The sequence below is a fragment of the Microbulbifer sp. JSM ZJ756 genome (assembly GCF_044383805.1).
GTDB classification, from domain to species: domain Bacteria; phylum Pseudomonadota; class Gammaproteobacteria; order Pseudomonadales; family Cellvibrionaceae; genus Microbulbifer; species Microbulbifer zhoushanensis.
Map to the genome: position 1 here is coordinate 242,146 of NZ_JBISER010000003.1, position 22,255 is coordinate 264,400.

General features: G+C 60.7%; 20 protein-coding genes. 14 read left to right on the forward strand and 6 right to left on the reverse strand.

What is annotated here, in order from left to right:
• Window positions 1-5 precede the first annotated feature (5 nt).
• Together ACH6CX_RS07295 and ACH6CX_RS07300 are read right to left on the reverse strand one after the other, a co-directional pair.
• The gene (locus ACH6CX_RS07295) at window positions 6-350 is read right to left on the reverse strand and encodes a hypothetical protein (RefSeq protein WP_237062322.1); all 345 of its coding nucleotides are present in this window, start codon (window positions 348-350) and stop codon (window positions 6-8) included.
• Between the two features lie 173 nt (window positions 351-523).
• Window positions 524-2,692 (reverse strand): TonB-dependent receptor domain-containing protein, encoded by a 2,169-nt coding sequence (locus tag ACH6CX_RS07300; RefSeq protein ID WP_237062321.1) that lies wholly within the window; start codon window positions 2,690-2,692, stop codon window positions 524-526.
• A 197-nt stretch (window positions 2,693-2,889) separates the two neighbouring features.
• Between ACH6CX_RS07300 and ACH6CX_RS07305 the strand changes: the two genes are divergently transcribed.
• The 4 genes from ACH6CX_RS07305 to ACH6CX_RS07320 all read left to right on the forward strand — a co-directional run bounded on the left by ACH6CX_RS07305 (window position 2,890) and on the right by ACH6CX_RS07320 (window position 5,421).
• Window positions 2,890-3,339 carry a GNAT family N-acetyltransferase gene (locus ACH6CX_RS07305; RefSeq protein ID WP_232940353.1) on the forward strand — a complete coding sequence of 150 codons (450 nt, stop codon included), beginning with the start codon at window positions 2,890-2,892 and terminating at the stop codon, window positions 3,337-3,339.
• Window positions 3,340-3,478: 139 nt separating this feature from the next.
• Window positions 3,479-4,162, forward strand: coding sequence for a phosphoadenosine phosphosulfate reductase family protein (locus tag ACH6CX_RS07310; RefSeq protein WP_237062319.1), 684 nt, complete (start codon window positions 3,479-3,481; stop codon window positions 4,160-4,162).
• A gap of 312 nt (window positions 4,163-4,474) precedes the next feature.
• Complete coding sequence (locus ACH6CX_RS07315; RefSeq protein WP_237062317.1) at window positions 4,475-4,747, forward strand: hypothetical protein; 273 nt, start codon at window positions 4,475-4,477, stop codon at window positions 4,745-4,747.
• Window positions 4,744-5,421, forward strand: a complete 678-nt coding sequence (locus ACH6CX_RS07320; RefSeq protein ID WP_232940349.1) for a hypothetical protein — start codon at window positions 4,744-4,746, stop codon at window positions 5,419-5,421. Before ACH6CX_RS07315 ends, ACH6CX_RS07320 begins: the two co-directional genes overlap by 4 nt.
• 130 nt (window positions 5,422-5,551) lie before the next feature.
• On the opposite strand, the gene gyrB is transcribed toward ACH6CX_RS07320, so the two are convergent.
• From gyrB to dnaA, 4 genes are all read right to left on the reverse strand, one after another.
• Window positions 5,552-7,972: a DNA topoisomerase (ATP-hydrolyzing) subunit B gene (gyrB, locus tag ACH6CX_RS07325; RefSeq protein ID WP_232940348.1), complete on the reverse strand. Its 2,421-nt coding sequence runs from the start codon at window positions 7,970-7,972 to the stop codon at window positions 5,552-5,554.
• Between the two features lie 13 nt (window positions 7,973-7,985).
• Window positions 7,986-9,098, reverse strand: coding sequence for a DNA replication/repair protein RecF (recF, locus tag ACH6CX_RS07330; RefSeq protein WP_237062315.1), 1,113 nt, complete (start codon window positions 9,096-9,098; stop codon window positions 7,986-7,988).
• 134 nt (window positions 9,099-9,232) lie between these two features.
• Entirely contained in the window at window positions 9,233-10,339 is a 1,107-nt protein-coding gene (gene dnaN, locus ACH6CX_RS07335) for a DNA polymerase III subunit beta (RefSeq protein ID WP_237062314.1), read from the reverse strand.
• 33 nt (window positions 10,340-10,372) lie between these two features.
• On the reverse strand, window positions 10,373-11,935 hold the full coding sequence (gene dnaA, locus ACH6CX_RS07340) for a chromosomal replication initiator protein DnaA (RefSeq protein ID WP_237062311.1): 1,563 nt from the start codon (window positions 11,933-11,935) through the stop codon (window positions 10,373-10,375).
• Between the two features lie 505 nt (window positions 11,936-12,440).
• Here dnaA and rpmH point away from each other — a divergent pair.
• The 10 genes from rpmH to ACH6CX_RS07390 all read left to right on the forward strand — a co-directional run bounded on the left by rpmH (window position 12,441) and on the right by ACH6CX_RS07390 (window position 22,225).
• Entirely contained in the window at window positions 12,441-12,575 is a 135-nt protein-coding gene (gene rpmH, locus ACH6CX_RS07345; RefSeq protein WP_091514029.1) for a 50S ribosomal protein L34, read from the forward strand.
• A 35-nt stretch (window positions 12,576-12,610) separates the two neighbouring features.
• Window positions 12,611-13,000 (forward strand): ribonuclease P protein component, encoded by a 390-nt coding sequence (gene rnpA, locus ACH6CX_RS07350; protein ID WP_232940344.1) that lies wholly within the window; start codon window positions 12,611-12,613, stop codon window positions 12,998-13,000.
• Window positions 12,997-13,230 carry a membrane protein insertion efficiency factor YidD gene (gene yidD, locus ACH6CX_RS07355; RefSeq protein ID WP_232940343.1) on the forward strand — a complete coding sequence of 78 codons (234 nt, stop codon included), beginning with the start codon at window positions 12,997-12,999 and terminating at the stop codon, window positions 13,228-13,230. Before rnpA ends, yidD begins: the two co-directional genes overlap by 4 nt.
• Before the next feature lie 31 nt (window positions 13,231-13,261).
• Entirely contained in the window at window positions 13,262-14,914 is a 1,653-nt protein-coding gene (gene yidC / locus ACH6CX_RS07360; RefSeq protein ID WP_237062300.1) for a membrane protein insertase YidC, read from the forward strand.
• A gap of 97 nt (window positions 14,915-15,011) precedes the next feature.
• Window positions 15,012-16,394 (forward strand): tRNA uridine-5-carboxymethylaminomethyl(34) synthesis GTPase MnmE, encoded by a 1,383-nt coding sequence (gene mnmE / locus ACH6CX_RS07365; protein ID WP_237062291.1) that lies wholly within the window; start codon window positions 15,012-15,014, stop codon window positions 16,392-16,394.
• A gap of 757 nt (window positions 16,395-17,151) precedes the next feature.
• The gene (gene mnmG / locus ACH6CX_RS07370; RefSeq protein WP_334078366.1) at window positions 17,152-19,041 is read left to right on the forward strand and encodes a tRNA uridine-5-carboxymethylaminomethyl(34) synthesis enzyme MnmG; all 1,890 of its coding nucleotides are present in this window, start codon (window positions 17,152-17,154) and stop codon (window positions 19,039-19,041) included.
• Window positions 19,042-19,127: 86 nt separating this feature from the next.
• The gene (gene rsmG, locus ACH6CX_RS07375; protein ID WP_232940338.1) at window positions 19,128-19,760 is read left to right on the forward strand and encodes a 16S rRNA (guanine(527)-N(7))-methyltransferase RsmG; all 633 of its coding nucleotides are present in this window, start codon (window positions 19,128-19,130) and stop codon (window positions 19,758-19,760) included.
• A 169-nt stretch (window positions 19,761-19,929) separates the two neighbouring features.
• Window positions 19,930-20,730 (forward strand): ParA family protein, encoded by an 801-nt coding sequence (locus ACH6CX_RS07380; RefSeq protein ID WP_232940336.1) that lies wholly within the window; start codon window positions 19,930-19,932, stop codon window positions 20,728-20,730.
• An 18-nt stretch (window positions 20,731-20,748) separates the two neighbouring features.
• The gene (locus ACH6CX_RS07385; RefSeq protein ID WP_232940334.1) at window positions 20,749-21,648 is read left to right on the forward strand and encodes a ParB/RepB/Spo0J family partition protein; all 900 of its coding nucleotides are present in this window, start codon (window positions 20,749-20,751) and stop codon (window positions 21,646-21,648) included.
• Window positions 21,649-21,862: 214 nt separating this feature from the next.
• Window positions 21,863-22,225: an ATP synthase subunit I gene (locus tag ACH6CX_RS07390; protein WP_232940332.1), complete on the forward strand. Its 363-nt coding sequence runs from the start codon at window positions 21,863-21,865 to the stop codon at window positions 22,223-22,225.
• The last annotated feature ends 30 nt before the right edge of the window (window positions 22,226-22,255 follow it).

A 22,255-nucleotide genomic window follows, 5' to 3' on the forward strand; every position in this document is an offset into this window, starting at 1 on the left:
ATTTATCAGGGCCCTTCCCGCAGCACACCCTCACAGACCAGCCCGCGATCGTCACCCAGGTGAACCCTATAACGTTCACTGCCATGGGCCACCGTAACGACAAAGCCATCGAAGGTACCGGGCAGGTAGCGGCGCCCGGGTTTGGGGCAGCCGAGGCTGGAATCGGTCCAGGTCCGTGCCTCGACGGAAAGAACCGCAAGGCGGTCAGCACGGACATCCAGGTGACCAGCAGCGATAGCGATTGCCTGCTGGCCAGCTTCGTCAGCAGGTTCATTGGGCTGTTCGGCGCGGGCAATGGCTACCTGCAGCAGGAGCACAGCCAGTCCGGCAATAGCGAATGTGGCTCGCATGGTCAGTTCCTCCGGAATCGGTATTTACAATGTAGGTTCTCCCGGGGTGATCTGGTAGCGCCAGCGGATTGTTCAAGCTGGCGGAAAGCAACATGTGGGCAGGCTTTTCCCGGGACAAAAAAAGGCCGCGAGAATATCGCGGCCTTTCCTCAGTCGTGCTCTCCTCCCCGGGATCAGAACACGTACTTCACACCCACGATCGCGGTGCGCGGTTTGTTGGCGCGGGCACCATCCGGGCTGCGGCTGATGATCTCCTGCTCGTCCAGCAGGTTATCGACTTTCAGGTAGCCGCTCAGGTCCTGGCTGAAGTCGTAATGTGCCGCTGCGTCCAGCACCCAGAGGGAACCAGTGTAATCGTATTGATTGGTACCACCACGGTTGCAGTCGCTGTTCACGCACATTTCATCCTGGAATGCCGCGGTCAGGTTCACCCGCCAGTTGGCGCCACTGTCGATACCGGTACTGAGGGCAAAGACATTTTCCGGCAGGTAGGCCAGGTTGTCTCCGGCGAGGATGGCGCCATCGTCGCTGTCCTCGGTAGTCTCGGCATCGGTGTAGGTATAGGTCGCGCGCAGCGGGACAATCCAGCCGTTAGCAAGTGCCCACTCACTGCCAATGGCGGCCTCGAGGCCCTGAATCTCCGCTTCGCCCAGGCTGAAGGTACCGCTGTCGGCGCCATCCGGGCAGGGTACCGCCACGGAGCAGTTCTGCACGGTGTTCTCATAATCGCTGTAGAAGGCAATCAGCTCACCGTTCAGGTTGCCGTTATCGAAACGCGCGCCCCACTCGTAGTTAGTAGACAGCTCGGCACCCACGCCGTCCTTCGAACCGGCACCGGGAGGGGCGAAACCGCGATGGACACCGGCCAGCAGGCTCCACTGCTGATTGACGTCGTAAACCAGGCCCACGCCCGGCAGCCACTCGTCCACCTCGTTGGAGCGATAGCCGCCCTCGAGGTTGCGCTCGACATCATCGTAGCGCTGCTGTTCGGTGCTGATGTCCTCGTAACGCAGGGCCGCGGTGAGGGTCAGGTCTTCCGCCAGGGCGATGTCGTCATAAATAAAGAGAGAGGTCGCGTCGGCTTCTTCCACCCGGTTATTACCGCCTGTGGGGAGTTCTTTCTCCACAAAGGACAGGTTGCCATTCACCTGGTTGTAGAGCTCCACGGGCTGGAAACGGTCCACCTCGTCCCAGTGACGGCGCACCCCGAAGTCCAGGTCGTGGGCGATGGCGCCTGTGGTCAGCTGCCAGTTAGCACTTACTTGCAACCCGCGGGAGTCATACTTGCGGTTGTTGTGCTTGACCTCCAGTCCATCGAAATCGGCGTCGCCATCCAGGATGGCCTGCGCCAGGGTATCACCACCGTTGGCAGCGTCGATCAGGTCACCGGCGTTGTCGGCCTTGAACCAGTCGCGCTTGAATTTGTTGTAGTAAGCCTGCGTGTGGACAGTGAAGCTCTCGTTCAGCGCGATGCTGTGATTCAGCTGTACCGTGCTGTGGCGGTTCTGCATCTCATCCAGGGCGGTGAGGCCGTAGCGGCGGTTGGGGTCCGCGGCAAAATCTGCGTCGGTCAGGCCCACGTAACTCATGCCTGACAGTTCTTCCGAGTACTGCAGCTTGATATCCAGCTGCTGCTGGTAGGCGGCACTGGCGTCGGACTTGATACGGCCCTTCACCAGGTAATCCTCTTTCTGGATATCCGCGGAACCGGCGCGATCGATTTCGCGGAAGCCATCGGCGTATTGCTGGTGGGTCTCCACCAGGAAACCGGTGGTGTCGGTGCTGCTTCCGTAATAGGTATGCAGGCGGTTTTCGCCGTTCTCACCGGCTTCAACTTTGACGACGCCGGTGGTGGCCTCGGGAATCGGGGTGCTGAGCATGTTCACCGCGCCACCCACGGTGAAGGGACCGTACTTGAGGGTGCCCGGGCCCTTCAGGACCTCAATGCCGTTGAGTCGGCCGGCGGTGGGAAAGTAATAGGCGGAAGGCGCCGCGTAGGGGGCCGGGGCCGCCAGTACACCGTCTTCCATCAGCGAGATCTTGCCCGAGCGGCCACTGCCGGAACCGCGGATACCCAGGTTGGGGCGCAGGCCGTAGCCGTCTTCCTCGCGCAGGTAGACACCGGGCACGCCGCGCACGATGCGGTTGATATCCACAAACTCAAACTTCGCCAGTTCTTCTGCGTCCACCAGGTGGGCGGAACCGGGCAGGGTCTTGGCCGACTCGCTGTCGCCAATCACCGACAGGGTTTCAAGGGTGGGTGCGCCCTCCTCAGCAAGGGCAGGTACAGAGAGAGAAGTAGCCAGGGCCAATGCCAGTGGCGACAGGACAAAGCGGGTCATGCATCCTCCATGGACGGTAACGCGTTATTGAATTGAATTTGTTAATGAGAATGATTCCATTTTACTATCAGTTTTACGAGTGCGCCACACTTATTAGTGAGAGATTGCCCTGAGGTACTTATCCGTCGGCTGCCTGTTAGGAAGCGCGGGGATGCCGGATTAAGATTCGTCGGCGAGTACTTACTTACGGTGCATCGATGATTCGACCTCTGGTACCTGCCGATCGACAACGCCTTGAGCGCCTCTGGATTGATACGTTCAGCCAGGCACACCCGTCCTTGCCGCGGCGGTTCTGGGAGGCCCGACTGGTGGTATTTCGGGATTCGCTGGGTGCCGATGCTGTGCATGTCTTCTCAATGCGGGGCCTGGAGCGGGCCGATGGGCTGATTGCGGTAAATCGTGATGGCGAGCTCTGCTGCTTGTTTGTGGCCCGCGCCGCGCAGGGCAGCGGTGCCGGCAGCCTGCTGTTGGAACACCTGTTGGAGGAAGGTCACGTGAGCCGGGCCAGGATCCTGGAGGAAAACCTGGGTGGTCGCTTTTTCCTGCAACGGCACGGCTTTGTTGAAGTCGACCGCAATAGCAACCCGGTGGCCGGACAGCAGGAGCTACTGATGGAACGTCGGCAGCAGCAGCGACGCAGCGCCTGAGCAGGCAAGACGGGTCTCGGCCACCGATGTCCTATATAACTGATCAGTCTATATTGACTCTTTTTTAGTATTTTTCAGTCAACCCTGGACACAGTAGCATGCGGACTCCAATCCAGAAGTCCGACCGGGAAATCCTGACGTGGAAAGCAGAACGACCAGCGCCATCGCCCAGCCTCTCTCTGTACACCGTACCTTTCAACATGGTGCCGACCTGCAGGCCATGAACGAACAGTTCCGGGCAGCCAAGCCCAGCGAGATCATGGGCTTTACCATGGAGCACGCGGAGAACCCGGTGGTTTTCACCAATTTCAGGCCGCTGGCAGTCGCGTTCCTGCACCTGGTCACCCGCGCCAGGCCGGACATTCCCGTGATCTGGGTCGACCACGGCTACAACACGCCTGAGACCTACCGGCATATCGAGCGCCTGATCAAGGAACTCGACCTGAACCTGTACACCTATTCCCCGAAGATGTCCGCGGCGCATTACAACGCGGTCTACGGCGGTATCCCACCACTGGACACGCCGGAGCACGACTTCTTCTCCCGCACGGTCAAGCTCGAGCCGTTCAATCGGGCGATGCAGGAGTTGAAGCCGGATGTGTGGCTGAATGGCATCCGCCACGACCAGAACGCGCATCGCAAGAACCTGGATATCTTCACCAAGGGTAACCACGGCACCATCCGGGTGGCGCCCATGTTCCACCTGACCGAACTGGACGTGGAAGAGTACGTGTACGAAAACGGGCTCCCGGACAATGATGTCTACTTCGATCCCACCAAGGGCGAGGAACACCGGGAGTGTGGGCTGTTACTGGAAAAATAGGCGAGGGATTAGTGTGCGGGATTCTGGCCGGACACTGCCCCTGCAGAACTTTACTTAATTACACTTTGCGATAGTGGCTCTTATTTGTATTCAAAATAACCATTGGATCTGATTGGATGTAGCTCTTAGCGTAATCGGGATTTTTCTAGCTGGAGACCTGATTATGAAGAATAGATTTCTCTTTTGTGTTTTTGGCCTTTTTTGCTCAGCAGATAGTTATTCAGCCTTTCCAACAACTAGCTCTTCTAGCAATGTTTTATGTGATTCATCCGGGGGGGGGATGTAAGCTCCACATCCGTTGCCTCGGCAACAATGCATAAACTAATCATTCACGCCCAGCACTTCACCAAGTTACTACCTGGAGGCTATGTAGCCAATCAGCACTATGCTCCTGCGCCATTTTCGACAAGCAATCAGTCTTCCTTTGCCACCGGCAATCATGATGAGCCCGAAGTAGCTGGCTATACCCTTAATGAATTCAATGTACAGGCCACTCACACCTACCTATTTTGTGACCCTGAGCAAGGTGGTGCCATTATTGAGAAAGCTGAAGGATCCAGCGCCAGAAAGGAGTGTGAGGTATGAAATATTTAATCCTCTTTATTCTCACTCTTATCCCTAGTTTGGCACTTGCCGGCGCATCTCAAGATCAGTTCAAGATGCACATTTTGATAGATAAATCTTCTGACCCCCGTTCAGTTACTGCTGCTGACGAGGAACTTAAGATTATGTCGGAACAAGCGAAGCAGTGGGATAGCGAGCTCAATGCCAATGGTTACATTACCGTTGACCGACCTGAAGGGCGTGATTTACGTGCGCGCTTAACGGCTCGTACAAAGGTGAGTAATTTTCAACAGCTTGGGCAACTTGGCTTCTCACCAATTAATCTCGAAGGAAGCGAGTTTGATCGGGCTGAGTTAGTGAGACTTGGGGGAGACCCGTCTTCTGATGGAGCCATACATTCTCTCACATACCAGTTTCAGCATCCGATTTTGGGTATCGTGTTCTTAACTGAGTATAGCTTTCTTACTGATCCAGACGTGACTCGTCTACGAGTAAGAGAGGCCTCTGGAAATATATTGGTAAATGGCAAGCCTGCAACGCTTGCGCCAGTTAAATATAAAAAGGCGGGTGGAGGCGCGACTACTGTAAGGTTCTATACGGATACAAAACTTTTCAGCATCCACGTATTCGACACCATCACGAGAGATCATGAAAAGTTCGACAAACTAAACGCGCTGGCACAAGCTCTCCATTGAGAACTCGTAATTGACCTGAAACTCAACTCACATTGTCTCATGAGCTATTTGCAAATTACGGTTTTAGCTACGGGATATGTTGCGGCCGACTCTTCGGCCGCATGTTTTCATCACACAATCCGCCCGCACATCAGACGTCCAGGTTCTCTACCGCCAGCGCATTGCTCTCGATAAAGTCCCGGCGCGGCTCCACCTGGTCGCCCATCAGGGTGGTGAAGATCTGGTCCGCGGCAATGGCATCCTCCACGGTTACCTGCAGCATACGACGGGTTTCCGGGTTCATGGTGGTGTCCCACAACTGGTCCGGGTTCATCTCGCCCAGGCCCTTGTAACGCTGGATGCTATAGCCGCGGCGGCTCTCATTCATCAGCCACTCCAGGGCTTCCGGGAAGCTGCTGACCGGCTGCTGCTTGTCACCGCGCTGTACAAAGGCGCCCTCTTCCATCAGGCCCACCATCTTTTCCCCGAGAGTACGTATCGAGCGGTATTCCGCCGATTCGAAGAACTCGTGGTTGATCAGGTAATCGCTGCTGACACCATGGGCAACAATGTGTACATGCGGCAGGAAGAGACCCCGCTCGGTGTTCTCCTGGACCGTCAGTTCGTGGCGACGGCCGCCGCCATTGGCTTCCTCCAGCAGCTGCTCCTGCAGCTTCTCGCACCAGGCTTCCATCTTTTCCCGGGACTGCAGGTCCTCGGGTGTCAGGCTGGGCTGGTAGATCATACTGCGCAGCACTTCTTCCGGGTAAACCCGGGAAAGCCGGTCGATCGTATTCAGCACTGCTCGGTACTCGCCCACCAGGTTTTCCAGGGACTCGCCGGATAGGCCCGGAGCCTCGGGATTTACATACAGGGTGGCGCTGTCCAGGGCGGCATTGGTGAGGAACTGGGTCAGGGCACCCTCATCCTTCAGGTACTGCTCCTGCTTGCCCTTGGCGATCTTGTACAGCGGTGGCTGGGCGATAAAGATATGGCCCCGCTCGATCAGCTCCGGCATCTGGCGGAAGAAGAAGGTCAGAAGCAGGGTTCGGATGTGCGCGCCATCCACGTCAGCATCCGTCATGATGATGATGGAGTGGTAACGCAGCTTGTCCGGGTCAAACTCGCTCTTGCCGATACCGCAACCCAGGGCGGTAATCAGGGTGCCGACCTCGGCACTGGAAAGCATCTTGTCGAAGCGTGCCTTCTCCACATTGAGGATCTTGCCCTTGAGCGGCAGGATCGCCTGGGTGCGACGGTCCCTACCCTGCTTGGCGGAGCCGCCGGCAGAATCACCCTCCACCAGGTAGATCTCTGACAGCGCCGGATCCTTCTGCTGGCAATCCGCCAGCTTGCCGGGCAGGCCGGCGATATCCAGCGCGCCCTTGCGGCGAGTCATCTCCCGCGCCTTGCGGGCGGCCTCTCGGGCCTTGGCCGCGTCGATCATCTTGGTGACAACAGACTTGGCCTCCTGTGGGTTCTCCAGCAGGTATTCACTGAAATACTGGGCCATTTCCTGCTCGACAGCCGGCTTCACCTCAGAGGACACCAGCTTGTCCTTGGTCTGGGACGAGAACTTGGGGTCCGGCACCTTGACCGAGATGATGGCGGTCAGGCCCTCACGGGCATCATCGCCGGTGGTGTGGACCTTGTCCTTCTTGCCCAGTCCTTCTTTTTCAATGTAATTGTTCAGCCCGCGGGTCAGCGCGGCACGGAAACCCGCCAGGTGGGTGCCGCCGTCCCGCTGGGGAATATTATTGGTGTAACAGAAGAGGTTTTCCTGGAAGCTGTCGTTCCACTGCAGGGCCACTTCCACACCGATGCCGTCTTCCCGCTGGCTCTGGAAATGCAGGACCTTGTTGATCGGGGTCTTGGCGTGGTTCAGGAACTCCACGAAAGCCCGCAGGCCGCCCTCGTATTCGTATACCTCTTCCTTGCCGGAACGCTCATCCTTCAGCACGATGCGCACGCCGGAGTTGAGGAAAGACAGTTCCCGCAGGCGCTTGGCCAGCTGGTCGAAGTGGAACTGGATATTGCTGAAGGTCTCGTCAGACGGCTTGAAATGCACTGCGGTACCGGAGGTATCCGTCTCACCGACAACGGCCAGCGGCCCCTGGGGCACGCCATGATGGTAGACCTGCTCGTGGATCTTGCCACCGCGGCGAATGGTGAGCTTCAGCTCTGCTGAAAGCGCATTTACCACCGATACACCCACTCCATGCAGGCCACCGGACACCTTGTAGGTGTTGTCATCGAACTTACCGCCGGCATGCAGCACGGTCATAATGACCTCGGCGGCAGAAACCCCCTCCTCCTCGTGCATTTCAGTGGGGATACCACGGCCGTTATCGGAAATGGATACAGACTCATCCGGGTGAATGACAACCCGGATCTCATCACAGTGTCCCGCCAGAGCCTCGTCGATGGAGTTGTCCACCACCTCAAAAACCATATGGTGGAGACCGGTACCATCATCCGTATCGCCGATATACATCCCCGGACGCTTGCGCACCGCATCCAGGCCTTTCAGCACCTTGATACTACTGGAGTCATAGCTGTTCTGCTCTGACATTGAATTACTCCATTCAACTATTATCGGCTGTCAGCGGGACAGCTCTGATTGTTCCATGTTCCACGTGGAACATGGTCGGGGTATTCCATGGCTGGCCCAGCTTCCGCCAGGGCCGGCTCGTAATCTCTGGATCAATACCGGTTACCAGCACCAGGCCGGCCACCCTGCTCACCCAGCGGGCGAACTGCAACTGATTTTCCGGGTCCAGCTCCGAAGGCAGGTCATCCACAAGAAAGACCGGGCGCTCTCCGCGCCGCATGACCACCTCTGCCATGGCGGCCCTGAGCGCGCACACCAGCATCTTCTGCTGGCCCCGGGATAGGATCTGGTGTGCCGGCTCGCCGGCTACGCTGAACCGCAGGTCTGCTCGCTGCGGACCAATCCGGGTATACCCCTGCGCAAGGTCCGCCTCCCTGGACGCCGCCAGCGCCTCGAGTAGATCGGCATCCTTTCGCCAGCCCCGGCGATAGGAGAACTCCACCCGCCGCACGGGGGAATCAGGAATATCATCCAGGAACTGGAAGAATGCGGCCTCCAGGGCAACAAACGCTTCGCGCCGGAGGCGGTCTACCGTATCGCCGGTAACCGCCAGCCTCTGCTCCCAGATGCCGATATCATCACTCCCGATTTTACCACGACGGAGCAGTGCATTTCGCTGTCTCAGCGCGATTTGGTAGCTTTTCCAGACCTCGATAAAGGAATGTTCCACGTGGAACACCGTCCAGTCCAGCAGGCGCCTGCGCACCCCCGGGCCACCATCCAGTGCCGAAAAACTCTCACTATTGATCACCTGCAGGGGCAACAATGCGGCGAGCTGCGAGCTCGACCCTGCATTCTCCTGGTTTACACGGATACGCCCTCCCCCGGCACGCAACCGCTCGATCCCGAGCGAGTCACCCCGCTCCAGCTGCCCGAACACGGTCAACTGGTCAGCCCCCTCACGGATCACGGACTGGTGCTGCCGCGTGCGGAAAGACCGCCCACTGGCCAGCATATGCACTGCCTCCAGCAGGGAGGTCTTGCCCGAGCCGTTCATGCCACAGAACAGGTTAACCCCCGGCCCAAGCACAAGGTCTGCATGGGGGATATTGCGGAAATTAGTCAGGGCAAGGCGGCGCAGGGTCACCGCAGCGACTCCGGGCCCAGCGACACGGAATCAACAGGCGCTGGCAAAGGGGACGGAAGGGGGTACGCCGGGCTCCGGAAGACCCCGGCGCAGAAGAGTGGGAGTGGGATACGGCTGTCAGTCACTAAAGTCGCTTACAGCCGCATCGGCATAATAACGTAGAGTGCATCGCCCTCTTCCGGCTGCTGCAGCAGCGCACTGCTGTTGGCATCCGCGAGGCCGATGCGAATCTGGTCGCTATGGATGGCGGCGGTCACATCCAGCAGGTAGCTGACATTGAAACCAATCTCCAGCGGCTCGCCGACGTAGTCCACCACCACCTGCTCTTCGGCCTCCTCCTGCTCCGGGTTGTTCGCTACGATCTGCAGGATCCCCTCAGAAATCTGCAGGCGTACACCGCGGTACTTCTCGTTGGAGAGGATTGCCGCACGGGAGAATGCCTGGCGCAGTGCCTGGCGGTCGGCGTAAATCTCGTTGCCGGTTGCGCGCGGCAACACCCGCTCGTAGTCCGGGAACTTGCCATCCACCAGCTTGGAGGTAAAAGTGAACTGGCCGCTGATCACCCGGATATGGTTGTTACCCAGCACTACCTCGGCAGTCGCGTCGGTATCTTCCAGCAGCCTACCCAGCTCCAGCACACCCTTGCGCGGCAGGATTGCCTGCAGCGGGCCTTCCACATTGAGGCCCGGCGCATCGCGGTCACACAGGGCCAGGCGGTGCCCATCGGTGGCCACCGCACGCAGCTGCTGCGGGCGACACTCGAGCAACAGGCCATTGAGGTAATAGCGGACGTCCTGCTGCGCCATGGCAAAACCGGTGGCCTCGATCAGGCGGCGGATTTCGCGCTGGGAAATTGAGAAGCGGGTCTGCGCACTGGTTTCCTCCTGGTTGGGGAAATCCGTAGCCGGCAGCGTGGACAGCTGGAAGCGGCTGCGGCCACTGCGCAGGATCAGGCGCTCGCCATCGCGCTCGAACTTCAGTTCGGCGCCATCCGGCAGGGAGCGACAGATATCCAGCAGTTTGCGCGCCGGAACCGTCACCTCACCCTCCAGTTCAACGGCATCTACCGGCAGGCGGCCAACAATCTCCACCTCCAGGTCCGTACCGGTGAGGGACAACTCCTGCCCGCGCAACTGCATCAGCACATTTGCCAGTACCGGCAATGTCTGGCGCTTTTCTACCACGCCGGCAACCAGTTGCAGCGGTTTCAGCAGGGCGTCCCGGCTCACATTGAATTTCATGGGTCTTATCGCCTTGTGTTGTCGTTTATTGGGTCAGGTCGTCAGGGAGCGAGTCAGCAGTTTCACATCCTCGCGAATATCTGCGTCGGATTCCTGTAACTCACGGATTTTACGGCAGGCGTGCAGCACCGTCGTGTGATCCCTGCCACCAAATGCGTCACCTATCTCGGGCAGGCTGTGGTTGGTCAGCTCCTTGGCCAGGGACATCGCCACCTGCCTGGGCCGTGCCACCGAGCGGCTGCGGCGCTTGGAGAGCAGGTCTGCCACCTTGATCTTGTAGTATTCCGCGACCACCCGCTGGATATTGTCGATACTCACCAGCCGGTCCTGCAGTGCCAGCAGGTCCTTCAGTGCCTCGCGCACGAGCACGTCATCGATCGGCCTGCCGGTAAACTGCGCGTTGGCGACAACGCGCCGCAGCGCGCCCTCAAGCTCGCGCACATTGCTGCGGATCCGCTGGGCGATGAAGAAAGCCGAGTCGTGGGGCAGGTCCACGCCCACCTGGTCCGCCTTCTTCATCAGGATCGCGACCCGCGTCTCCAGCTCTGGCGGCTCCACCGCCACAGTCAGGCCCCAGCCAAAACGGGACTTGAGGCGCTCCTCCAGCCCATCGATCTCTTTCGGGTAACGATCGCAGGTCAGGATGATTTGCTGCCCACCTTCCAGCAGGGCATTGAAGGTGTGGAAGAACTCTTCCTGGGAGCGCTCCTTGCCGGCAAAGAACTGGATATCGTCAATCAACAGCGCGTCCACCGAGCGATAGTAGCGCTTGAAATCGCTGATCGCGTTCAGCTGCAGGGCCTTCACCATATCCGCCACAAACCGCTCGGAATGCAGGTAGACCACCTTGGCATTCGGATTGCGGTCCAGAAGCGCGTTGCCCACTGCGTGCATCAGGTGGGTCTTGCCCAGGCCCACACCACCGTAAATAAACAGAGGGTTATAGGCCCCACCAGGGTTATCGGCGATCTGTTGTGCCGCAGCCAGGCCAAGCTGGTTGGACTTACCCTCTACAAAGGAGGTAAAGGTAAAGTTCCTGTTGAGGGAGCTACCGTGCTTGATGGCGCCCTCCACCTCGACGTTGCGCCCGCCATCGCTGGACACCCGCCCAGTGGGGTTGCCCCCTACCGGCGTCGGCGGAGGTGATGGCGGCGCTGAGGCAACGGGTGGGCGCGGGTCAGTAAGCGCCAACTCACCGCTACTCACCTGGTCTGCAGTGGCCTCTTCAGCCGCTACCGCCTGGGGAGCCCCAGCCTCCTCGGCCAGGGTTGCTGGCGCACGGGCCTCGGGCCGATCCGTTGATGCTGCCGCGGCTCCCCGGCGACCGCGCGTAAAGCGCGGCGCAGTCCCACGGGCGGCGGACTCCAGGACAATCTCCGGGGCCTGCCCACCACTGTAATGGGCCACCAGTTCCCGGATACGGTTGAGGAATTTCCCGTTGACCCAATCAAGGACGAACCGGTTAGGGGCCTGCAGGCGGAGCTCAGCGGCATGGGCGGAAGTTACCCGCAGCGGCCGGATCCAGGTGTTGAACTGCTGTGACGGCAATTCATCCTGCAAACAGGCCGCGCACTGCTTCCAAACGGACTCAGACAAGGAACCCCCCAAAAACCCCAGAAAAACTGTATATGAATGTCGCGGCAGAGCCGGTAGCCCGGGAAAGAGCCTGTGGGGCCGCGCAAAAGAGCAGAGATTATACCCCCCCGCGGCGCTGGTTATCCACAACAGGAAAGCTTTTTATTAAAAAACATCGGCAAAAAAATGCCCTACTTTCAAGGGTTTGAACAATATATAACCACCCCAAACAAAAGGAGATGGAATTTTATCCACATCAACCTGTGAATATCTTGGTATCAACCGGTGGGCACATGGCCCCGCCAGGAGCGTCCGATCGGTCACCCCCGCGGTGGGTCTAGAATTAAACGGGCGAAGGGCAATTTCCAATGAATTCACCCTCCCCTGCGTTGCTTTCACTGCTGCCTTTCTATACAATCCGCCGCCTTCGCAGCGCACAGTTCCGCCCACAAGGGGCCGGTAGCAGAGCCAGCGGCCGGGGTTCGCCCCATGAATATCCGAATACAAAGTCTCAGGTAGCAAGACCATGAAACGTACATTCCAGCCCAGCAACTTGAAGCGCAAGCGCAACCACGGCTTCCGTGCCCGTATGGCCACCAAAAACGGTCGCAAGGTACTGGCCCGTCGCCGCGCCAAGGGTCGCAAGGTCCTGTCTGCATAAGTTCGCCCCGCCCCGCGGGACGTCCTTCCTTATATATGCAACAGGAACGCAGCGACTTCGGATTTGCCAAGCCGCTGCGCCTGCTTAACGCGGCACAGTACCGCGCCGTATTTTCCGGCACCCAGGTACGCGCCGCGCACCCCAACCTCCTGATCCTCGCTGTCCCCAATGATCTCGGGCACCCGCGCCTGGGCCTCGTGGTGGCCAAAAAACACGTCCGCAACGCCACTGACCGCAATCGAATCAAGCGAATTGCCCGCGAGAGCTTCCGCCTGCGCCAGCACCGCCTGCCGGCCGTGGACGTCGTGGTAATCGCGCGCCCGGGAATCGGCGACCTCGACCGGCCCGCACTGGCAAAACTGTTCGACAAACAGTGGCGCAAGCTGGCCCGCCGGGTACAGGAATCCGAAGAGAAGAAACGATGACCTGGCTGGCGATCAGGCTGATTCACGTCTATCGCTACCTGCTCAGTCCCTGGGTGGGCAACCAGTGCCGCTTCTATCCCACCTGCTCCCATTATGCGGAGGAGGCATTAAAAGCACACGGATTCCTAAAGGGGGGTTATTTAACCGGACGTCGCCTTATAAAATGCCACCCTTGGCACCCCGGCGGCCTGGATCCGGTTCCACCCGCTTCCGACGAACAAGACCATTAGCAAACCTCTAGAAGACACCCCAGGATATAAGATGGATTGGCAACGTTACGCGCTGCTGGGCGGAATCGCCGCAGTTTTACTGGCCCTTATTTTCCAGTGGAACGCATTCCAGGAGCGGCGCGCCCCGGAAATCGACCGCGAGATCGTCAACACCGGGCAGGCCGGCACCGTCCCCACCCAGACGGATACCGATACCGGAGATGTTCCCCAGCTACAACAACCGGGCACTGAAGCGCCGGCTCCCGCCGCCGATGGCAAGCTGATCAGCGTGACCACTGACGTGTTCGAGCTGCTGATCAATCCCCGCGGCGGAGATATCGTCAAGGTGGCCCTGCGCCAGCACGCCCAGGAGCGGGAAACCCCGGATGAGCCCCTGCTGCTGCTCAAGCAGACACGGGATAGCACTTATATTTCCCAGAGCGGGTTGATCGGCCCGAACGGTACCGACAGCGCCAAGGGCCGTCCCCTGTTCCGCGCCGGAGATACCTCCTTCGCCCTGGCCGAGGGGCAGGACACCCTTACCGTCGACCTGACACTGAAACAGGGCGATGCGGAAATCACCAAGCGCTTTACTTTCCGCCGCGGCGACTACCTGGTGGACGTGACCTACCAGGTGCAGAACAGCGGCTCCGCGCCCTGGTCCGCCGCCCTCTACGGCCAGCTCAAGCGCGATGCCCACGTACCGCCGAGCGACGCCGGCATCGGCATGTCGCCCTTCCTCGGCGGTGCCATGCGCACCCCGGAGGAAAACTATTTCAAGCAGGACTTCGAGGAGATGGCCGAGAAGCCCACCACCGCCACCATCGAGGGCGGCTGGATCGCCATGGTGCAGCACTACTTCCTGGGTGCCTGGATCCCGGAACAGGACGTGCGCAACACCTTCGAGATGCGCCAGCTCAAGGGTGGCCTTTACGTAATGCGCTTCGTATCGCCGCCGGTGCAGGTGGAACCGGGCACCGGGGGTGAATTGCGCGCTTCCTTCTATGCTGGTCCCAAGGACGTCTACCGCCTGGAAGAGATCTCGCCCTACCTGGACCTGACCGTCGACTACGGCTGGCTGTGGTGGATCGCCAAGCCGCTGTTCCGGGTGCTGAACTTTATCCACGAGCATATCGTCGACAACTGGGGCTGGGCGATTATCCTGCTGACGGTATTTATCAAGGCCCTGCTCTACCCGCTCAGCGCGGCGGGGATCAAGTCCATGGCGCGCATGCGCAAGTTTGCCCCGCAAATGAAGAAACTGCAGGAGCAATACAAGGACAACCGCCAGAAACTCGCCGAGGAGACCATGAAGCTCTACCGGCGGGAGAAGATCAATCCCATGGGGGGCTGTTTCCCCATCCTGCTGCAGATGCCGGTGTTTATCGGACTCTACTGGATGCTGATGGAAACCGTGGAACTGCGCCATGCGCCATGGATCCTGTGGATCCACGACCTGTCAGTGAAGGATCCCTACTTCATCCTGCCGGTGATCATGGGCGCCAGCATGTGGCTGATGCAGAAACTCCAGCCGCAGCCCACGGACCCCACCCAGGCGCGGATCATGCAGCTGATGCCGGTGATGATGACCTTCTTCTTCCTTTGGTTCCCGGCCGGGCTGGTGATCTACTGGATTGCCAACAACCTGATCACCATCGCCCAGACCTGGTACCTCAACAAGCAGATCGAGACCGAGGGCAAGTAACCGCCGGTCACTGCTTACCGTCCAACGAAACAGGGCCGCTTTATGCGGCCCTGTTTCGTCATAGCGCAGAAATCTCCCAGTCGGATAAACTTTTCCCATGTCAGAGCAAAATCCCAACCGGCAGCGGGACACCATCGCCGCCGTCGCCACAGCACCTGGGCGCGGCGGTATCGGCGTGATTCGCCTGTCCGGTCCCCGCGCCGCACAAATCGCCGCTGCCATCGCCGGGGAATCCCCCCTGCAGCCGCGCCGTGCCCACTACCGGGACTTCAGCCACCGGGGAGAATTACTCGACCAGGGCATCGCCCTATTCTTTCCCGGCCCCAACTCCTTCACCGGCGAGGACGTGGTGGAGCTGCAGGGGCACGGCGGACCTGTGATTCTCGACCAGCTGTTGCAGGCCTGTATCCACGAGGGCGCCCGCCAGGCCCGCCCCGGGGAGTTTTCCGAGCGCGCGTTCCTCAACGACAAGATCGACCTGGCGCAGGCTGAGGCCATCGCGGACCTGATTGAGGCCGGCAGCGCCCAGGCCGCCCGGAATGCCATGCGCTCCCTGCAGGGCGCATTTTCCGAAAAAATCGAAGAATTAAGCGACTCACTGACCCATCTGCGTATATATGTCGAAGCTTCGATCGATTTTCCGGAAGAGGAAATCGATTTTCTTGCCGACGGCAAGGTGGCAGCCGACCTGGAACAGCTCCTGACGCAACTGGCGGCGGTCGAGACCCAGGCACGCCAGGGCAGCATCATGCGCGAGGGCATGCAGGTGGCGATTGCCGGCCGCCCCAACGCAGGCAAGTCCAGCCTGCTGAACGCACTGGCAGGTCACGAGGCGGCGATCGTCACCGATATCGCCGGCACCACGCGGGACATCCTGCGCGAGTACGTGGACATCGATGGCATGCCCCTGCAGTTCGCCGACACTGCCGGCCTGCGCGATTCACCGGACCAGGTGGAGCAGATCGGTATCCAGCGGGCCTGGGATGAAATCCACCAGGCGGATCGTGTATTGCTGGTGGTCGACGCGGACCAGGCACACTCACTCGACCCGGAACAGGTGTGGCCGGAGTTCACCGCCCGCCTGCCGGACCCGGACAGGCTCACCCTGGTACTGAACAAGATCGACCTGACCGAGTATGGTGCCGGCCTCCAGGCGCACACCGACGGTGTGCCGGTGATCGCCATCAGCGCCAGGACGGGGGCCGGGCTCGACGCCCTGAAACAGCACCTCAAGCAATGCATGGGCTTCAGCGGCGCTGCCGAGGGGAACTTCAGCGCCCGGCGGCGCCACCTGGATGCCCTCGCCCGGGCGCGGGCCTTTATCGAGCAGGGCGCCAGCCAGCTGCATGACAGCGGTGCCGGCGAGCTGCTGGCCGAGGACCTGCGGCAGGCCCAGCAGGCACTGGGGGAAATCACCGGCACCATGACCGCCGATGAGCTGCTGGGCAAGATCTTTGGCAGCTTCTGTATCGGCAAATAACCCCCGCGCAGGGCTACCCGCCCTGCCCCTTTCCTCCCCCCGTCGCTCTTGACCCGCTCCTCCCGGTTGTCGCCGCACCGCAAAAACGGGCAATACCGCCCCGGGCGCATTGGCCGCACCTGTGCCTGTATAACTACCCGTACAAATGCCTGTCGCCCGGCCGCCGGGACTATGCAGCGGAAGTCAACGCCTTGACCACAACAGTTGCGCACATCTGACCACAGGGTTATCCAGAAGACGCGGACCACACACAGGAGCGGGACAGCTTATGCCGCCAGTTATCAACAGGAAGCTCCCGCCACCACAAGCCTGTGCATAAAAAGGAGGATAAAACCGCCGCAACCTGCGGAGGAACCCGGGCATAAGTTCAGCGTCCGGCGATAGACACCAAAGTTATCCCGTCTGTCCACAACCATGTACCGCGCTTGCCCCTGCCCCGGCCAAGGGGTTGTTGGCATGGTTGCACTTCTCCCAACCCATTGATTTATATGTATTTTTCTTGTTTATACCGGAAAAAGGCGTCCCCAATAGTTACAACAAATACAAAACAATCTTTCTACATACATATGTATAAGTTTAATAATTCAATATCTCTGCCTGCCGATCAGGAGAGCCTGTCGTCCACTTGGGGATTACCTTTGGCGTGGCGACCCTACAATGCTTTCAGCAGACGCCGCTTCCCTTGAAATCGGCATTTGCTGTCAACGGGTACTGGCTATAAAATGTGCGCCCTTTTTAACTCCCCCTGGCAGAGGTTATGGAATTTCCCAAACGCTTCGACGTGATTGTGATCGGCGGTGGACATGCCGGTACCGAGGCAGCCCTCGCGGCCGCACGCATGGGTGCCTCCACCCTGCTGCTGACCCACAACATCGAGACCCTGGGCCAGATGTCCTGTAACCCGGCAATCGGCGGTATCGGCAAGAGCCACCTGGTCAAGGAAGTGGACGCCCTGGGAGGCGCCATGGCGCACGCCACTGACCACGCAGGCATCCAGTTCCGCGTGCTCAATGCCCGCAAGGGACCCGCAGTGCGCGCCACACGCGCCCAGGCCGACCGCGTCCTGTACCGGAGTGCAATCCGTGAAGTGCTGGAATCCCAGCCGCACCTGGAGATATTCCAGCAGGCCGCCGATGACCTGATCGTCGAGGGGGACCGGGTCGCTGGCGTGGTAACCAATGCCGGACTGCGGTTCCGGGCGCAGAATGTGGTCATCACCGCCGGCACCTTCCTGGGCGGCCGCATCCATATCGGTATGGACTCGCTCTCCGGCGGCCGTGCCGGTGACCCGCCCTCCATCGCCCTGGCTGAACGTTTGCGCGAGCTCCCTTTCCGGGTCGAGCGCCTCAAGACCGGGACCCCGCCGCGCATCGATGCACGCTCGGTGGATTTCTCGGTGATGGAGGAGCAGTGGGGAGATACCCCCACGCCAGTGATGTCCTACCTGGGCAGTCGCGCGCAACATCCCCGCCAGGCCTGCTGCTGGATTACCCACACCAACACCCGTACCCACGATGTCATCCGCGGCGGTCTCGACCGCTCACCGATGTTCTCCGGGGTGATTGAGGGCGTCGGGCCGCGCTACTGTCCGTCGATCGAGGACAAGGTGCACCGCTTTGCGGACAAGGACAGCCACCAGATCTTTGTCGAACCCGAGGGGCTGACCACCAACGAGCTCTACCCCAATGGCATCTCCACCAGCCTGCCATTCGATGTACAGCTGGAGCTGGTGCAGTCCATCCGCGGCTTCGAGCGGGCCCATATCACCCGCCCCGGCTATGCCATCGAGTACGATTTCTTCGATCCACGCGACCTGAAACCGTCCCTGGAGACCAAGTTTATCCAGGGCCTGTTCTTTGCCGGGCAGATCAACGGCACCACCGGCTACGAGGAAGCCGCCGCCCAGGGGCTTCTGGCCGGGGCCAATGCCGCCCTGCGTGCGGGCGACCGCGACGCCTGGTGCCCGCGCCGGGACGAGGCCTACCTGGGCGTACTGGTGGATGACCTGATCACCAGCGGCACCAAGGAGCCCTACCGCATGTTCACCAGCCGCGCCGAGTACCGGCTGATGCTGCGCGAGGACAACGCCGACCTGCGCCTGACCGAAACCGGCCGGGAGCTGGGACTGGTGGACGATGTGCGCTGGCAGGCCTTCAGCGACAAGCGCGAGGCCATCGAGCGGGAAACCCAGCGGCTGCGCGAGACCTGGATTCACCCGAAGACCCCCCAGGCTGCCGCCGTCGAATCGCGCCTGCCGCAGCCGCTGGCCCGTGAATACAGCCTGATCGAGCTGCTGCGTCGCCCGGAGCTCGGTTATGGCGAGGTGGCTCACCTCAAGGGCGAGCCAGTCGGGGACGAGCGTGTCGCCGAGCAGGTGGAAATCTCAGCCAAGTACGCCGGCTATATCGACCGCCAGCGGGAGGAGATCGAGCGCCTGCAGGCCTACGAGGACACGCCGCTGCCGGCGGATTTTGATTACGGTTCGGTGTCCGGCCTCTCCAGTGAGGTGAAGCAGAAGCTCGAGGAGACCCGGCCGGACACCCTGGCACGTGCGTCGCGCATTCCCGGCGTAACGCCGGCGGCGGTGTCACTGCTGCTGATCCAGTTGAAAAAGCGCGGGCTGCTGACCCGCAAAAAGGCCGGTTGACCGGCAGTGTGCCGCGACGGGCGACGCCCGCGCATGAGATTGTGCCCCTCGGGGTTAACAGGGGAGATCCGACCATTTCTCTGCAGATGGAAGAGTACCGCCCGCGCCTGACCGAGGCCGCAGCGTCCATGGGGCTCGAGCTCACATCGGCACAGCAGGACAAGCTGTTGCAGTACCTGGAGCTGTTCGCGCGCTGGAATTCGGCATACAACCTGTCCGCCGTGCGGGACCCGGCCCAGATGCTCGAGCGCCATGTCATCGACAGCCTGAGCGTGGTGAAGCTCTGTGGCGGGGCGGATGAGCCATTGATCGATGTGGGTAGTGGCGGTGGGCTGCCCGGCATCCCGCTGGCGATCATGTTCCCCGACCGGCCGATCACCCTGCTCGACAGCAACGGCAAGAAAACCCGCTTCCTGTTCCAGGTCGCCACCCAGTTGCCATTGCCCAATGTCACGGTAGTCAATGAGCGGGTCGAGGCCTATCGCCCCGCCCAGCGCTTTGCCGGAGTGGTTTCGCGGGCGTTTGCCTCCGTGTCCGACATGGCGGCCTGGTGTGAGCACTTGCTAACCGATGACGGCAGGTTTTACGCTATGAAGGGCAAGTGGCCGGAAGATGAGTTGAGCACACTTGCAAAAGGGATTAAGGTCGAGCAGGTGCACCCCCTGTCGGTACCGGGTTGCGATGCGGATCGCCACCTCATCGTCCTCCGCCGCGCTTGAAAGCGGCGGCCTGGCGACTATCCCGCGCTGAAAAGAACCAGTTTTAATAACAGATTTCCGAGACCTGCGCGCGCCCGGACAACGGGCCGCGACTGCTGACGCCGGCTGCTGCCGTGCGACCCGGGCGACTTCAGGGAGGGCGTCCCCGGGAGAACAAAGGACAAGAACCTTGAGCAAGATATTCGCCGTAGCCAACCAGAAAGGCGGTGTGGGCAAGACCACCACCTGCGTCAACCTGGCCGCCTCCCTCGTCGCCAGCCGCCGCCGGGTCCTGCTGATCGACCTGGATCCCCAGGGCAATGCCACCATGGGCAGCGGTGTGGACAAGAGCCAGCTGGCTCTCTCCTCCTACGATGTGCTGGCCGGGGAAGCGGCAGCGCGTGACGCGGTAGTGTCCACCGAGAGCGGGTTCGCCCTGCTGCCCGCCAACGGTGACCTGTCGGCAGCGGAAGTTGAATTGCTGGATATGGACGGGCGCGAGTCGCGCCTGCGCCGGGCGCTGCGCCCGATCGCGGAAGATTACGACTACATCGTGGTGGACTGCCCGCCGTCGCTGAACATGCTCACGGTCAACGCCCTCTGTGCGGCCAACGGCGTGCTGATCCCGATGCAGTGCGAGTACTATGCACTCGAGGGCCTGTCGGCACTGATCGATACCATTACCCAGATCCAGCGTGCCGCCAACCCGGAGCTGAAGATCGAGGGCATCCTGCGCACCATGTACGACCCGCGCAACAGCCTCACCAGCGATGTTTCCGAGCAGCTTTCCGAATACTTCGGTGAGCGCCTCTACCGCACCTGTATCCCGCGCAATGTACGCCTGGCCGAAGCCCCCAGCTACGGCAAGCCGGCGCTGGACTACGACAAGCATTCCAAGGGCGCCATTGCCTACCTGGCGCTGGCTGGCGAGATGACCCGCCGCCACGCGTCCCACCAGAACCCGAGCCGCCCGGTGGCGGAAGCCGTTTAATCCAGAGGTAAGAAACATATGGCCACCAGGCGCAAGGGGCTGGGCAAGAACCTGTCCCATTTGATCAGTGGTGAGGCCAGCCAGGCCATCGCCATGGCGACCGGCAGCGACAGTAAGGACGCCGTCGACGGCGAGCTGCGCGAGCTGCCGATCGAATTTCTGCAGCGGGGGCGCTACCAGCCGCGCCGCGATTTCCCGCAGGAGTCCATGCAGGAACTGGCGGATTCCATCCGCGCCCAGGGCATCATGCAACCCATCGTTGTGCGGCCCGTGGGCGAGCAGTCCTTCGAGATCATCGCCGGTGAGCGGCGCTGGCGTGCTGCCCAGCTGGCCGAGCTGGACCGGGTACCGGCGCTGGTGCGCGACGTGCCGGATGAAGCCGCCATCGCCATGGCGCTGATCGAGAATATCCAGCGGGAAGACCTCAACCCGGTGGAGGAAGCGCTGGCGCTGAAGCGCCTGCAGGACGAATTCGAGCTGACCCAGCAGCAGGTGGCCGAGGCGGTGGGCAAGTCCCGTACCGCGGTGACCAACCTGTTGCGACTGCTGAGCCTCACCGAGGATGTGCGTACCTTCCTCGAGCGCGGCGACCTGGAGCTGGGGCATGCCAAGGCCCTGCTGGGCCTGGCCGGCGAAGCCCAGCGCGCCGCTGCGCGCCAGGTGGTGGACAAGGGCCTGACGGTCCGCCAGACCGAGGCGCTGGTGCGCCGTATTGTGCAGCAGGCGCAGAACCCGGCGCCGGCCAAGCCGAAGCAGGACCCGAATATCCGCCGCCTCAGTGAGAGGTTGTCGGAGAAAGTCGGGGTGCCGGTCAATATCGATCACAACGACCGCGGTGTCGGCAAGCTGGTGCTGAAGTACAACAGCCTCGATGAGCTGGACGGTATCCTTGCCCACCTGGGGTACCGCGAGGAATAACCCGGTAGAATCGTGCGCCCCAAAATGGCGCACGGTACTTTCGGAGAGCCTGGTTAGTGAATACTCACCGCTCTGGCAATTTGCAACGAAAAAACACTGAAAATTAAATAACTTGGCCAGATTTTGCAGTTGAACCGGGAATGCGGTTACTCCTATAATTCGCTCGCCCAAATTTTGGGCGGAAAGCGCTAACCTGGTCGGCCAAGTCCCGCCTATGTACAGACCCCCGGTGTTGTTGGTCGCCGCGGTACAGCTGGTGCTGGTATCGCTGGCGGGAGCGGTATTGCATTTTTACGGCCGGCCGGTGACGGCGCTGTCGGTTTTTATCGGTGGTGCGCTGTGTGCGCTGCCCAATGCCTATTTTGGCTTCCGCGCTTTCCGCCATCGCGGCGCGCGGTCCGCCGACCGGGTGGTGGCATCTTTCTACCGCGCGGAGACGGGCAAGTTCATCCTGACCCTGACGGGGTTCGCGGCAGTGTTTGCCGTGGTAAGGCCGCTCGATGCGGCCGCGCTGTTTATCAGCTACGGCTGCTGCGTTGTCCTGCAGTGGCTGATGGTGGCGCGCATGGTCCGCTGACCGGCGCAGAAGACTAATTCTATTGATCGA